16 protein-coding genes are annotated in these 13,612 nt (G+C 69.2%); 11 read left to right on the forward strand and 5 right to left on the reverse strand.

All coding sequences use genetic code 11. The features are described 5' to 3' along the window. The first annotated feature begins 16 nt into the window (after positions 1-16). The 5 genes from ACO227_RS00885 (at position 17) to ACO227_RS00905 (ending at position 3,360) form a co-directional block, all read left to right on the forward strand. Complete coding sequence (locus tag ACO227_RS00885; protein ID WP_423604522.1) at positions 17-739, forward strand: DUF1428 domain-containing protein; 723 nt, start codon at positions 17-19, stop codon at positions 737-739. 104 nt (positions 740-843) lie between these two features. Further along, complete coding sequence (locus tag ACO227_RS00890) at positions 844-1,602, forward strand: VOC family protein (protein ID WP_423604524.1); 759 nt, start codon at positions 844-846, stop codon at positions 1,600-1,602. Positions 1,603-1,821: 219 nt separating this feature from the next. Continuing rightward, positions 1,822-2,169 carry a glycine-rich domain-containing protein gene (locus ACO227_RS00895; RefSeq protein WP_423604526.1) on the forward strand — a complete coding sequence of 116 codons (348 nt, stop codon included), beginning with the start codon at positions 1,822-1,824 and terminating at the stop codon, positions 2,167-2,169. Next, entirely contained in the window at positions 2,153-2,398 is a 246-nt protein-coding gene (locus tag ACO227_RS00900; RefSeq protein ID WP_423604527.1) for a hypothetical protein, read from the forward strand. Before ACO227_RS00895 ends, ACO227_RS00900 begins: the two co-directional genes overlap by 17 nt. 137 nt (positions 2,399-2,535) lie before the next feature. After that, on the forward strand, positions 2,536-3,360 hold the full coding sequence (locus tag ACO227_RS00905) for a TIGR04222 domain-containing membrane protein (RefSeq protein WP_423604528.1): 825 nt from the start codon (positions 2,536-2,538) through the stop codon (positions 3,358-3,360). A 68-nt stretch (positions 3,361-3,428) separates the two neighbouring features. Here ACO227_RS00905 and ACO227_RS00910 read toward each other — a convergent pair whose 3' ends face one another. Further along, positions 3,429-4,079 (reverse strand): J domain-containing protein, encoded by a 651-nt coding sequence (locus tag ACO227_RS00910; protein ID WP_423604530.1) that lies wholly within the window; start codon positions 4,077-4,079, stop codon positions 3,429-3,431. Between ACO227_RS00910 and ACO227_RS00915 the strand changes: the two genes are divergently transcribed. The 3 genes from ACO227_RS00915 to ACO227_RS00925 are packed head-to-tail and all read left to right on the forward strand — an operon-like array spanning position 4,071 to position 6,197. After that, positions 4,071-4,358, forward strand: coding sequence for a BolA family protein (locus tag ACO227_RS00915; RefSeq protein ID WP_423604532.1), 288 nt, complete (start codon positions 4,071-4,073; stop codon positions 4,356-4,358). The two genes, ACO227_RS00910 and ACO227_RS00915, sit on opposite strands and share 9 nt — an antisense overlap. Next, positions 4,355-5,254 (forward strand): pirin family protein, encoded by a 900-nt coding sequence (locus ACO227_RS00920; RefSeq protein WP_423604534.1) that lies wholly within the window; start codon positions 4,355-4,357, stop codon positions 5,252-5,254. The genes ACO227_RS00915 and ACO227_RS00920 overlap by 4 nt, the downstream gene beginning before the upstream one ends. A gap of 58 nt (positions 5,255-5,312) precedes the next feature. Continuing rightward, the gene (locus ACO227_RS00925; RefSeq protein WP_423604536.1) at positions 5,313-6,197 is read left to right on the forward strand and encodes an alpha/beta fold hydrolase; all 885 of its coding nucleotides are present in this window, start codon (positions 5,313-5,315) and stop codon (positions 6,195-6,197) included. A gap of 9 nt (positions 6,198-6,206) precedes the next feature. Here the strand turns inward: ACO227_RS00925 and ACO227_RS00930 are convergent, their stop codons facing one another. Further along, on the reverse strand, positions 6,207-6,587 hold the full coding sequence (locus ACO227_RS00930; protein WP_423604537.1) for a DUF6157 family protein: 381 nt from the start codon (positions 6,585-6,587) through the stop codon (positions 6,207-6,209). Continuing rightward, positions 6,584-7,648, reverse strand: coding sequence for a DUF2332 domain-containing protein (locus ACO227_RS00935; protein ID WP_423604539.1), 1,065 nt, complete (start codon positions 7,646-7,648; stop codon positions 6,584-6,586). Before ACO227_RS00935 ends, ACO227_RS00930 begins: the two co-directional genes overlap by 4 nt. Before the next feature lie 60 nt (positions 7,649-7,708). On the opposite strand from ACO227_RS00935, the gene hisG reads away from it, so the two are divergent. The 3 genes from hisG to nusB are packed head-to-tail and all read left to right on the forward strand — an operon-like array spanning position 7,709 to position 10,139. After that, entirely contained in the window at positions 7,709-8,389 is a 681-nt protein-coding gene (hisG, locus tag ACO227_RS00940) for an ATP phosphoribosyltransferase (protein WP_423604541.1), read from the forward strand. Further along, positions 8,386-9,678: a histidinol dehydrogenase gene (gene hisD, locus ACO227_RS00945; RefSeq protein ID WP_423604542.1), complete on the forward strand. Its 1,293-nt coding sequence runs from the start codon at positions 8,386-8,388 to the stop codon at positions 9,676-9,678. The genes hisG and hisD overlap by 4 nt, the downstream gene beginning before the upstream one ends. After that, complete coding sequence (nusB, locus tag ACO227_RS00950) at positions 9,678-10,139, forward strand: transcription antitermination factor NusB (protein WP_423604543.1); 462 nt, start codon at positions 9,678-9,680, stop codon at positions 10,137-10,139. Before hisD ends, nusB begins: the two co-directional genes overlap by 1 nt. Before the next feature lie 256 nt (positions 10,140-10,395). Here the strand turns inward: nusB and ACO227_RS00955 are convergent, their stop codons facing one another. Together ACO227_RS00955 and murA are read right to left on the reverse strand one after the other, a co-directional pair. After that, positions 10,396-12,129, reverse strand: a complete 1,734-nt coding sequence (locus ACO227_RS00955; protein WP_423604545.1) for a bifunctional metallophosphatase/5'-nucleotidase — start codon at positions 12,127-12,129, stop codon at positions 10,396-10,398. Between the two features lie 49 nt (positions 12,130-12,178). Next, on the reverse strand, positions 12,179-13,462 hold the full coding sequence (gene murA, locus ACO227_RS00960; protein ID WP_423604546.1) for a UDP-N-acetylglucosamine 1-carboxyvinyltransferase: 1,284 nt from the start codon (positions 13,460-13,462) through the stop codon (positions 12,179-12,181). Positions 13,463-13,612 lie beyond the last annotated feature (150 nt).

Below are 13,612 nucleotides of genomic sequence, written 5' to 3' on the forward strand. Positions count from 1 at the left end.
CCAAAGGAGAGAGACGATGACTTACGTCGAAGGATTCCTCACCCCCGTCCCCACCGCCAACAAGGATGCCTACAAGAAGCACGCCGAGGGCGCCATCGAGCTGTTCCGCGGCCTGGGCGCGACGCGCTTCGTCGAAGCCTGGGGCGACGACGTGCCCGACGGCAAGGTCAACGACCTCAAGAAGTCGGTCGATCTCAAGGACGACGAGACCGTGCTGTTCAGCTGGCTCGAATATCCCGACAAGGCGACGCGCGACGCCGCCAACGAGAAGATGATGAACGACCCCAACTCGGCGGAGATGATGAAGGACATGCCGTTCGACGGCAGCCGCATGATCTTCGCCGGCTTCGAGCCGATCGTCGACGAGGGCTCCTCGGAAGGCGCCACCTATCTCGACGGCTATGTGCTGCCGGTGCCCAAGGCGAACAAGGAAGCCTATCGCGAGCTCGCGCAGAAGATGACCGATGTCTTCAAGGAGTTCGGCGCATTGCGCGTGGTCGAGGCGTGGGGCGAGGACACGCCCGACGGCACCAAGACCGACTATAACCGCGCGACGCTCAAGAAGGACGACGAGGCGGTGGTCTACAGCTGGATCGAGTGGCCCGACAAGGCGACCCGCGACGCCGGCTGGGAGAAGATGATGAAGGACGAGCGGATGCAGCGCCAGGAGCAGCCGCCGTTCGACGGCCAGCGGATGATGTGGGGCGGCTTCGCGCCGATCCTCGACACCGCGAACTAAATCCCCTGCCGCCCGCAGCGGTGGAAGCAGGCGCCGGGCCGCCCCCTCCCGCGCGCCGCCGGCTCCCGCTGCGGGCGGTTTTCCATGCCTGCAGGAGAATATCGATGGCCAACCCGCACGGAAGCTGGATCTGGTACGAGCTGCTCACGACCGACCCCAACGCCGCGATCGATTTCTACCGCCAGATCGTCGGCTGGACCCCCAGCAAATTCCCCGGCGGCGCCGTCGATTACAACATCATGTCGGTCGGCGAGGATGGCGTTTGCGGGATCATGAAGAATCCCGCGCCGACCGCTCCCGCCTGGCTGGGCTATATCGGCGTCGACGATGTCGATGCGACCGTCGCCAGGATCGAGCAGCTCGGCGGCAAGATCCACATGCCGCCCACCGACCTCGAGGGCGTGGGCCGCATGGCGATGGTCGAGGACCCGCAGGGCGCGCATTTCTACGTCATGCGCGGCAGCTCGCCCGATGCGGGCACGGCCTATGGCCGGACCGAGCTCGGCAAGGCGAGCTGGAACGAGCTCCAGACCACCGACGATGCCGCGGCGCTCGCCTTCTATTCGGAGCTGTTCGGGTGGAAGAAGGAGGGCGCGATGCCGATGCCGTGGGGCGAGTACAGCTTCCTCACCCCTTCCGGCAAGGAAGAGGTCTGGGGCGCGATGATGCCGCGCGAGAAGGCGGAGCACCCGGTCGCCTGGAATTTCTACTTCCGCGTCCCCGACATCGAGGCCGCGTTCGCCAAGGTGAAGGAACTCGGCGGCAACCCGGTGATGGACCCGATGGAGGTCCCCGGCGGCGAGCGCGTGTTCTTCGCCACCGATCCGCAAGGCGCCGCCTTCGGCCTGGTCGCGCCGAAGTAGGGCAATCGCGGTTAAGAGTGCTCCGTCTCCACCACCGGCCGTCACCCGGCTTGCGCCGGGGCCGCCGGGAGGCGAGCGTCGGACAAGAGGCTCTTGTCCAGCCGGTGAGGCTGGGTGGACCCCGGCACAAGGCCGGGGTGACGATCGAAATTCAACTACGTCACCACCCCGCCCTCCCCCACCTTGACAGGATCTCCTATTATGATACTAGGAGATTAGATGCGCGAAGCGGACTCCGTCCCCGCCTCACTCGCCGGACACCCGGTCTGGCAACGGCTTTCCAGTTACGAATTCGGCCCCTCCGACGCCGCGCTTCCCTTTGCGGCACGTCTCGCGCGCGACAACGGCTGGAGCGCGGCGAAGGCGGCGCGCGTGGTCGAGGAATATCGCCGCTTCGCCTTCCTCGCCGTCACCGGTGAGGGGCAGGTCACCCCCTCCGACGCGGTCGACCAGGCCTGGCACCTCCATCTCACTTACACGCGCGACTATTGGGAGCGCTTCTGTCCCGAGGTGCTCGGCCGTCCGCTCCACCACGGCCCCACCGCCGGCGGTGCCGAGGAGGCATAACCGCTTCTATCGCCAATATGCCGACACGCTGGCCCGCTACGAGGCCGCATTCGGCATGGCGCCCCCTTCCGACATCTGGCCATCGGCCGCGCAGCGGCTGAGCGACGATCCCCGTGCGCGGCGGGTGCATCCGCGCGACGCGTTCATCCTTTCGCGCCCGCAGGCCGCGCTGCTCCTGCTGGCGTTCATCGGGCTGATCGCGCTCGCGCTTTATCCGTGGGTTCAGTGATAATGCTGAACCTCGGCACCGGCCCGCTCCCCCTCCCGGTCACGCAACGGCAGCATGATATGGGTGGCCGGGAGGGGGAGCGGGCCGGTGCCGCAACCGGTTCGGCTTTGCCGAACCAACCAAGGGAATGACCTCTTATGTCTCTCGGCCCCTTTGACTGGACCGGCGGACCCTTTCTTACCCTCTATATCGTCCTGCTGGCGATCGTCGTGATCGCAGGCATCGTCATCCCGATCCGGATGCTGCCCGAGGGCCGCAGCCAGAAGGTGCGCGATCCCGACCAGCTCGCCTATCTCGCCGGCGGCCGCACACGCTTCGCCGACGGGATCATCGCCCGCCTGCTCGCCGGACGGGCGCTCGCGATGAACGGCAGGAACAAGCTGGACGTGCTGCTGCGCAACGGCGCCACGACCGCGGAAAACAGCGTCCTCGCCCTCTCCCCGCCGCTCGACTGGTCGCGGATCGAGCGCACGCTGCGGCCCGCCGCCGACACGCTTCTCGAAAAGCTCCGGAATGCCGGGCTCATGCTCACCCGCGGCGAGCGCGCCAACCTGCGCTACTGGGCGCTGCTGCCCTATCTCACCCTGCTGATGTTCGGCGCGACCAAATGGGTGATCGGCGACGCGCGCGAGCGGCCGGTGGGCTATCTCACCATCCTGCTGATCGTCACCGCGGTCCTCGCGCTGATCCGCGCGGTCTCGATCCCCAAGCTCACTCGCGCCGGGCGCGAGGCGCTGAGCGAGGCGCGCAAGGACGCGGACCGCATCCGCCGCGCCCCGCTCACCCCTGAAGTGGGGCTGGCGGTCGCGCTGTTCGGCACCGGCGTGCTGGCCGGCTCGGAGCTCGACGCCTTCCACAAGATGCGCGCGGCGAGCGGCGACGGCGGCTCCTCGGGCGGCGGAGATGGCGGCGGCGACGGCGGTGGTTGCGGCGGGGGCGGGTGCGGCGGCTGCGGAAGCTAGGCGTCTCGAAGGCAGGTTAGCTTAGTTCCTCCCCCGCCGGGGGAGGAATGATTCAGAATCGAACGCCCTCACGCAAACGCGGGCGACGCCTTGAGCTGCTGATAGGCCTCGATCACCTGCTGCAACGCGCCCTCGTGGCTGCGGTCGCCGCCATTGCGGTCCGGATGATATTTGCGCACCAGCTCCGAATAGCGCCGGCGCAGCGCCATCCGGTCCGCATCGACCTCGAGCGCCAGCGTCCGCAGCGCCTCGCGGTCCTTGCCTGACAGCGGCTTGCCGTCCTTGCGCTCGGCCGGCATCGCCTGGCGCCAGCGCGCGCCGATCGCGTCGAGCGGATCGCTGAAATCGGCCCAGCGCGGCGGCCGGTCCGCCCCGCCGGTCGCGTTGAACGCCCGCGTCTCGCGCTCCCAGCCGGCAAAGGGCCGCTGCGCCGCATGAATCTCGTCGGGACTCATGCCCGAGAAGAAATTGTAGCCGGCATTGAACGCGCGAACATGGTCGAGGCACAGCCAGCGATATTCGGGCGGATGGTCGCTCGGACGCCGGTCGCCAAGCAGCGGCGCGCGGAACTCGCCCGGCTGCGCGCAACCCGGCTCCGCACACAGCCGTCCTGGCGCCTCCACACGGCCGTGGAAGCGGGAATTGGGACGGTCCTTGCGCGGTTGATGAGACACTCGAACTCCGGCGGGTAAACCGCCTATATAGGCGCGATGACTCATCCCGCCACCGGCCCCGTCGCCCAGCAAATCACCGCCCGCCTCACCGAGGCGCTCGCCCCGTCGAAGCTCGACGTGATCAACGACAGCGCCAAGCATCGCGGCCATATGGGCGACGACGGCAGCGGCGAATCGCACTTCACCGTGGTGATCGAGAGCGCCGCCTTTACCGGCAAGTCGCGCCTCGAGCGCCAGCGCCTCGTCAACCGCGCGCTCGGCGACCTGATGACCGAGCGAGTCCACGCCATGGCGATCCGCGCCACTGCCCCGGGGGAAGCATGACCGACGATCTCTTCATCCACACGATCACGCCGACCACGCACGATCTCGGCGGGTTCAAGGTCTATCGCACCCTGCCCTCGCGCCCGCGCACGATGGTCGGCCCGTTCATCTTCTTCGACCAGATGGGCCCGGCGCATCTCGACGCCGGCACCGGCATCGACGTGCGCCCGCACCCGCACATCAACCTCGCCACGGTCACCTATCTCTTCGGCGGCGCGATCGACCATCGCGACAGCCTCGGCACCTTCGCCACGATCGAGCCCGGCGCGGTCAATCTGATGACCGCCGGCAACGGCATCGTCCATTCGGAGCGCTCGCCCCAGTCCGAGCGCGACGCCGGCCCCGAGCTCTCCGGCATCCAGACCTGGCTCGCCCTGCCCGAGCGCGTCGAGGAGATGGACCCGGCGTTCGAGCATGTCGCCGCCGCCGACCTCCCGGTCGTCGATGCCGGCGGCGCCCGCGCCCGCGTCATCATGGGCTCGCTGTGGGGCGCCAGCGCGCCGACCACCACCTATGCCGGCACGATCTACGCCGATATCGAGCTGTCCCCGAACGGCAGCGTCCCGATCGATGCCGAAGCCGACGAGCGCGCGGTCTATCTCGCCATGGGCGAGGCCTCGCTCGACGGCTGGGCGCTCGAGCCGCAGACGCTCTACGTGCTGCGCCCCGGCACCGCGGCGACGCTGCGTTCGACCAAGGGCGGCCGCGTGATGCTGTGCGGCGGCGAGGCCTTCGTCACCCCGCGCCACGTCTGGTGGAACTTCGTCTCGTCGGACCGCGACCGCATCAACCAGGCCAAGGAGGACTGGAAGGCCGGCCTGTTCCCCAAGGTCCCGGGCGACGACAAGGAATTCATCCCCATCCCCGAAGTGCCCAAGACGGTCAGCTACCCCTGAAGGCTTGATCCCGCGCCCGCGCGCCGCCATACCTCATCTTCGAAAATAGGGAGAGGTTATGGCGGACTTCGAGCTTCAGCGCATCGCACTGCCCACCGGAGTCGAGCTCGACGTCGCGACCGCCGGCGACCCCGCCGCGCCCGCGATCATCCTGCTCCACGGCTTCCCCGAATCGCACCGCACCTGGCGCCACCAGATCCCCGCGCTCGCGCGGACCCATTTCGTCATCGCGCCTGACCAGCGCGGCTTCGCCCGTTCGTCCAAGCCTGAGGGCGTCGAGAACTACGCGCCTGACAAGACCGTCGCCGACCTGCTCGCGCTCGCCGGTCATTTCGGCAAGGACCGCTTCGTCCTGGCCGGCCATGACTGGGGCGGCGCGATCGCATGGATGGCCGCGCTCCAGCATCCGGACCGGGTCGAGCGCCTCATCATCGTCAACGCCCCCCACCCCTTCGTCTTCCAGAAGTCGCTGTTCGACGACCTGGAGCAGCGCGCCGCCAGCCAATATATCCGCCTGTTCCGCAACCCCGGCCTCGACGCGCAGATCGCGGCGATGGGCCTCGGCACCTTCTTCGACACGACCTTCACCAAACACGCCGACCCCGCGCTGCTCGCCCCCGAGCGCGACGCCTATCTCGAGGAATGGGGCCAGCCCGGCGCGATGACCGCGATGCTCAACTGGTACCGCGCCAGCGCCATCGTGGTGCCGGCGATGGACGAGACCCCGGAACGCCCCGCCTTCCTCGACGGCCCCTTCCCGCCCATCACTCGGCCGACGCTGGTGATCTGGGGCATGGGCGACAAGGCGCTGCTCCCGGTCCAGCTCGACGGCCTCGACGCGCTCGTCCCCGACCTCAAGGTCGTCAAGGTCGAGGCCGGCCACTTCGTCCCGTGGGAGAAGCCCGAAGCCGTCACCAGCGCGATCCGCGACTGGCTCGCCTAGCGGCCCAGACTAACGGCTCCGGCGCATCCCCGGCGTCTTCCTGACCGCCGGGTCGGCGAGCAGCCGCGCATAGTCTTCGCTCTCCATCGCCACCAGCGCGATGCGCTCCTCGCCGTCATGGTGGATGCCCCAGCCGAACAGCTTGACCAGCGGCGAGGCACGCAGGCACGCCTGCGGCTTGGCGAAGAAGCTCTCCCGGTCCTTGTCCCCGCCTCGCGCGAGATGCGCGGCATGGAGCAGGTCGTCGCTGGTCATCGCATAGGGCCGCCCATCGAGCAGCGCATGCTGCGCGCCCGCCACTGATCCCGGCTTCTCCGGAATCGTGCCGATGCGCACCGGGCAGTCGGACGAAACCGTCACCAGCGTGTCGCGATAATTGGTCGTCTTCATGCCAGCCACTCCGCCCAGGCGCCATGCGGATGCGCCTTGCCCAGCAAGCGCGGCTCGCCCCCGCCTGGCCAGTAGCGCACCACCAGTTCGTGCTGCAGCGTTTCGCGGTTGGCCTCGAGCATGATCCACGCCAGCGGCCGTTCCGCGCTCGCCCATGCCCCCGCTTCCTCCATCGCCGCGGTGATCCGCGCCCGCCGCGCGTCGCCCAGATACTGCCAGACGATCGAGTGCATCAGCACCCGCGTCGTCCCTTCCGCCTGTGGCCGGGCCAGCGCCGCCTCCACGAATTCCGCCGCATCGGCCCGCACCAGATCGGGCTTCCTCTCCGCCGCCGACCGCGCCGCGAAGTCCAGCCGCGCGAAGCGCTCCTCATGCTCGCGCCAGACGAAGGCGCGCAGCCGCAGCAGCTGCGCCGGATCGGTCAGGTCGACCGGCGCGACGTCGCAGCCGCGGATCGCCTCGAACCCCCAGCCCGGCGGCACGTCCGGCGGCGGCGGGCCCCGCCATTCGGGTGCGATCCGCATCCCCGAGTGGACCGGCCCCACGCCTACGCCGCCGAGTTCGTAGCGATAGCGGTCGATCATCAGGTTGATCCCCGCGCTCGATCCGATCTCGTTGCATTCCCAGCGCGACGGCAGCCCCTGCCCCGCCAGCCACAGCATTGCGGCGACATAGCCCCAGGACCGTCCCGCCTCGTTGGTCTGCGGCGGCCCGTCGAGCCAGGGGAGCAACGCCGCGTCGTGCCGCGCGATCGCCTCGCCCACCAGCCGCTCGGCGTCGGCCAGCGCTTCCGGCTCCCCGGCATAGAGCGGCGCCAAAGCCGGCTCCGCCCCGGTCAGGTTGAGCGCGTGCAACCCAGCAGCCGCGCGCAGCGGCAAGGCGTCGGCCATCGGCACCCCCTGCCATTCGCGGATCGCCTTCAGGAACGCGCCCGGACCGTCGATATTCGCCAGGATCGCCTCGACCACCCGCATCGTGATCGTCCCCCCGTTCGCCCGGCAATAGGCGACCTGGTTGGCGAACGCCGCCCGCACATCGTTCGAAGTCATCCAGTCCCGCATCGGCGAATCTCCCGCCCGCTTGTTGCGCCCGGCCCACCCCCCAAGTAAAGGCGCGCCACCATGTCGGAGCCGATCATCCTCGCCGTGCCCAAGGGACGCATCCTCGAAGAGGCGCTTCCCCTGCTCGCGCATGCCGGGATCATCCCCGAGCCGGCCTTCGCCGACGAGGGCAGCCGGGCGCTCAGGTTCAAGACCAACCGCCCCGACATCGACCTGATCCGCGTTCGCGCGTTCGACGTCGCGACCTTCGTCGCGCACGGCGCCGCGCAGCTCGGCATCGTCGGCTCGGACGTGCTCGCCGAGTTCGCCTATTCGGAACTCTACGCCCCGGTCGATCTCGGTATCGGCCATTGCCGCCTGTCGGTCGCCGAGCCCGCCGCGCTCGCCGCCACCGACGATCCGCGCGGCTGGAGCCATGTCCGCGTCGCGACCAAATATCCCTCGCTCACGCGCCGCCATTTCGAGGCGCGCGGCGTGCAGGCCGAGTGCATCAAGCTGAACGGCGCGATGGAGCTGGCGCCGCTGCTCGCGCTCGCCCCGCGCATCGTCGACCTCGTCTCCTCGGGGCGCACGCTCAAGGAGAACGGGCTGGTCGAGGTCGAGACGATCATGGAGGTATCGAGCCGCCTCGTCGCCAACCGCGCCGCGTTCAAGACCCGGCCCGAGATCGTGCCACTGGTCGATGCCTTCCGCCGCGCGGTCGAGCGCGAGGCCCAAGCCCCCGCAGGGACTAAAGCGTGATCAAGCTCTCCACCTCCGAGCCCGGCTTCGCGCAGGCGTTCCGCGACCTCGTCGAAGCTCGGCGCGAGGCCGACGCCGATGTCGCGCGCGACGTGCGCACGATCGTCGCCAGCGTCCGCGACGAAGGCGATGCCGCGCTCCACGCCTTCACCAGGAAGTTCGACCGCCACGACCTCAACGACACCGGCTGGCGGATCGAGAAGGCCGATTGCGCCGCCGCGCTCGACGCGCTCGAGCCCAGGCTGCGCGACGCGCTCCAGCTCGCCGCCGACCGCATCGCCGCCTATCACGAAAAGCAGAAGCCGGCCGACAGCGACACCACCGACGATGCGGGCGTGCGCACCGGCGCGCGCTGGCAGGCGGTCGAGGCCGCGGGCATCTATGTCCCCGGCGGCCGCGCGGCCTATCCCTCGTCGGTGCTGATGAACGCGATCCCGGCCAAGGTCGCGGGCGTCGATCGCCTCGTCATGGTCACCCCGACGCCGGACGGCGAGGTCAACCCGCTGGTCCTCGCCGCCGCCGAGATCGCCGGCGTCGACGAGATCTGGCGCATCGGCGGCGCGCAGGCGATCGCCGCGCTCGCCTATGGCACCGGCCGCATCGCCGCGGTCGACGTGATCACCGGGCCGGGCAATGCCTGGGTCGCCGAGGCCAAGCGCCAGCTCTACGGCGTGGTCGGCATCGACATGGTCGCCGGCCCCTCGGAGATCGTCGTGATCGCCGACGGCAAGAACGATCCCGAATGGATCGCCGCCGACCTGCTCAGCCAGTCCGAGCATGATCCCACCAGCCAGTCGATCCTGCTCACCGACGACGCGGTGTTCGCGGGCAAGGTCGCCGACGCGGTCGATCGCCAGATCGGCACACTCTCGACCAAGGCCGTCGCGCGCCAGAGCTGGGACGCCAACGGCGCGATCATCCTGACCGGCAGCCTCGACGAGGCGATTCCGCTCGTGAACAAGCTCGCGCCCGAGCATCTCGAGCTCGCCTGCGACGATCCCGATGCGTTGTTCGCCCGCGTCCGCCACGCCGGCTCGGTCTTCCTCGGCCGCATGACGCCCGAGGCGATCGGCGATTATGTCGCCGGCCCCAACCACGTCCTCCCCACCGGCCGCCGCGCGCGCTTCGCCAGCGGCCTGTCGGTGCTCGATTTCATGAAGCGCACCAGCTTCCTCGCCCTCGACGATGCCGGCCTCGCCGCGATCGGCCCAGCCGCCGTCGCGCTTGCGGAAGCCGAGGGTCTCCCGGCGCATGCGAAGTCGGTCGCCGTCCGTTTAGGAACCCAGTAATGCCCAGCCCCACCGCCAAGTCCCGCTCCAAAGCCCGCGCCGCCGCGCGTCTCGCCGCCGTCCAGGCGCTCTACCAGCAGGAGATGGAGAAGACCCCGCTCCCCCAGCTGCTCAACGAGTTCCACCAGCACCGGCTCGGCGCGACGATCGAGGACGCCGAATATATCGACGCCGACGCCGATTTCTTCGACGACATCGTCAAGGGCGTCGACGCGCGCCGCGGCGAGATCGACGCGCTGATCGCCTCGAAGCTCAGCAGCGACTGGAGCTTCGACCGGCTTGACCGCCCGATGCGCCAGATCCTGCGCGCCGGCGCCTATGAGCTGCTCGCGCGCAACGACGTCCCCACCGGCGCCGCGATCAGCGAATATCTCGACGTCACCGACGCCTTTTACGACCGCCGCGAAAAGGGCTTCGTCAACGGCCTGCTCGACGCCATCGCCAAGGCGGTGCGGAGCTGAGGCTTTCCTACGCTATGGAATCCCCCTCCCTTGCAGGGAGGGGAGATCGTTGCCTCAATTCCGACGAGCGCTGCCCTTGCAATGTTGGATTTCATTTGCTCGGCTCAAAGCGCGCCGGACGTCCTCCGGCCCGCTCTTTGACATCGCGAATCATGCCCGCGCCGTGCTTGACACCAGCCCCCGCAAACACGCGATTCAAGTCAACTTCCCCTCCAGGCCGAGTCAACTTCACTCATTCCGGGTAGGCGCTGTCAACCTAGCGCGGCGTCACATCCTTGACCCGTCCCAGCGCCGGCGGGTCGACCACCTGCCCCCGCGCGAACCAGGCCTCGAGCGCGTCCAGGTCGAGCGCCCCTCCCGCGACGTCCTTGCCGGCCTTGAACGCGGTGAACCCATCGCCCCCGCCGCCAAGGAAGCTGTTCACCGTCACGCGATAGACCGCGTCGTCCCTTAGCGGCTGGCCATCGATCAGCGGCGCGATGATCCGCTGCCCCTCCGGCTTGGACAGATCGTAGCTGTAGGTCAGCCCTGCCGGGAACAGCAACGCGGTGCCGTCGGTCTTGGCGAACTGCTGCTCCAGCACCGCGCGCAGCTGCGCCCCGGTCATTTCCTTGACCTGCAGATTGTTGCCGAAGGGCTGCACCGTATAGAGGTCGCCGAAGGTCACCTGGCCATCCCTCGGCATGATCGAGGCGCGCACCCCGCCCGGGTTCATCAGCGCGACCTGCGCCCCGCTCGCTCGCGTCGCCGCGAGCTGCGAATCGGCGATCAGCAGCCCCAGCGGCGACTCTTTCATGTCGTCATGTTCGTCGCGCAGGATCGGCCCGGAAGCGCGTCCCACCACCCGCTTGGCCCGCGACTCGGCCGCCGCGGCGTAGCGCGCGACATGCGCCGCCACCGCCGGATCAGCGGCGAAGGTCGGGAAGGCGGCAGTGGGCTTCACCGGCCCGGCGCTGCTCGTCACGCCGTCGCCCTGGACGATCACCTGGCGCGCATGCTTCGCCGTCACCCGCTTGGTCGCGGGGTCGAAGCTCAAGTCGATGTCGGTCAGCATCACGCCGTTGTTGCCCGCGCTGGTCAGCAGCAGCGGCCTGGCGGGATCGGTCGCGCCATAGTCGCAGATATAGGCGCGGTGGGTATGGCCCGAGACGATCACGTCCACCGCCGGGGTCAGCCGCTTGGCGATCTCGACGATCGGCCCCGACAGACCATCGCACTTCTCGGGCTGGTCCGAGCGCGCGGGATAGCCGCCCTCGTGCACCAGCATCACCACCGCGTCGGCGCCCCTGGCCTTGAGGTCCGCCGCCAGCTTGTTCGCCGTCTCCGCCTCGTCGGCGAAGGTGATGCCCTTGATCCCCGCGGGATCGACATAGTTGCCGGTCAGCCGCGTGGTCAGCCCGATGAAGCCGATCGTCACCTTGCGCCGCCCGCTGCCAAAGCTGCGCAGCGCGGTGCCCGGAAACAGGCTGGTCCCGTCCGCCTGGATCGTGTTGCCGGCGAGATAGGTGTAGCTCGCGCCCTTGAACGGCTCGATCTGGCACGGCTCCACCCTGGTCAACTTGGCGCAGCCGCCGCGCTGGAGCCGCTTCAATTCGTCGGCGCCGCGATCGAACTCATGATTGCCCGCGGCGTTGATCTCGAGTCCCGCCATGCTCAGCGCCTTGACCGTCGGCTCGTCGAGGAACAGCGACGACACCAGCGGGCTCGCGCTGGTGAGGTCGCCCGCCGAGACCACCACGCTGTTGGCCGCCTTGGCCCGCAGCGATTTGACGGCGCTCGCGAAATAGGCCGCGCCGCCCGCCGGCACCTTGACCAGCGAACCGTCCGCCGCCTGCAACTCGATCGCCCGCCCCGGCGTCTCGAGAGCGCCGTGGAAGTCGTTGAACGCGATGATCTTGACCGTCACCGGCGCGGCCGGCCCCTCGAGCCGCTGCGGCGCACAGCCAGCCAGCGCCAGCGCGCCCAGCGCCGTCACGATGATCCGCTTCATCGATTAGCTCCCGCGAGTCGTGTCGCGGCCGCCGATACCAGCCGCGGCGTCAGCCGTCACCGACGCGTTCGATGTCCGCGCCGACGCCCTGCAGCTTTTCCTCCAGCCGCTCGTAACCGCGGTCGAGGTGATAGATGCGGCTGACCTGCGTCTCGCCCTCGGCGACGAGACCGGCGAGGATCAGGCTCATCGATGCGCGCAGGTCGGTCGCCATCACCGGCGCGCCGACCAGCTTGTCGACGCCGTGCACCACCGCCGTCCGCCCGCGCACGTCGATATTCGCCCCCATCCGCGCCAGCTCGGGCACGTGCATGTAGCGATTCTCGAAGATCGTCTCGGTCAGCACGCTCGCACCCTGCGCCTTGCACAGCATCGCCATGAACTGCGCCTGCATGTCGGTGGCGAAGCCCGGATAGGGCGCGGTCGAGAGCGTCAGGGGCTTGAGCGGCCCGTCGGCGGCGACGCGCACGCCGTCCGCCTTCTCCTCCACCGTCACGCCGGCCTCGACCAGCGCATCGAGCGTCGCGCGCATGTCGTCGGCCTTGGCGCCCTCGAGCAGCACGTCGCCGCCGGTGATCGCCGCGGCGCAGGCATAGCTGCCCGCCTCGATCCGGTCGGGCATCACCTTGTAGGTCGCGCCGTGCAGCCGCTCGCGGCCCTCGATCGTCAGCGTCTCGGTGCCGATCCCGTGGATCGAGGCGCCCATCGCGACGAGCAGGTGGCAGAGATCGACGATCTCGGGCTCGCGCGCGGCATTCTCCAGCACCGTGGTGCCCTTGGCGGTCGCCGCCGCCATCAGCGCATTCTCGGTCGCGCCGACCGACACCACCGGGAAGCGATAGCGCCCGCCCGGAAGCCGCCCGCCCGGCGCGGTCGCCTTGACATAGCCCGCCGCCAGCTCGATCTCGGCGCCCATCGCCTCGAGCGCCTTCAAATGCAGGTCGATCGGCCGGTTGCCGATCGCGCAGCCGCCGGGTAGCGACACCGTCGCCTCGCCCGCGCGGCCGAGTAGTGGACCGAGTACCAGGATCGAGGCGCGCATCTTGCGCACGATGTCATAGGGCGCGACCGTCGAGGTCAGGCGCGGCGAACGCACCGTCAGCACCCGCCCGAACTCGTTCGGCCGCGTCCCCTCGATCTCGGTCGAGGCGCCGAGTTCGTTGAGCAAATGCCCGAACCCGTCGGCGTCGGCGAGCCGCGGCAGGTTGCGCAGCGTCAGCGGCTCGTCGGTGAGCAGCGCGCAGGGCATCAGCGCAAGCGCCGAATTCTTGGCGCCCGAGATCGCGATCTTGCCGGAAAGGCGCTTGCCGCCGCGGATGAGGATACGGTCCATTTGCGGGCTTCTACCGCTTCACGACGCCCGCGCAAGCGCGGTGGACCGTTCGCTTGCTTGATCGATGTTAATGCATTGATTTCACTGCGCTGCTTTGCAGAGGACAGCGGGGGAAAGGTGTAGCGTGTCAGGCAGTTGTTTCGCGGACGT

Origin of the sequence: Sphingomonas sp. MS122 (assembly GCF_049532975.1) — a bacterium.
GTDB lineage: Bacteria > Pseudomonadota > Alphaproteobacteria > Sphingomonadales > Sphingomonadaceae > Sphingomonas.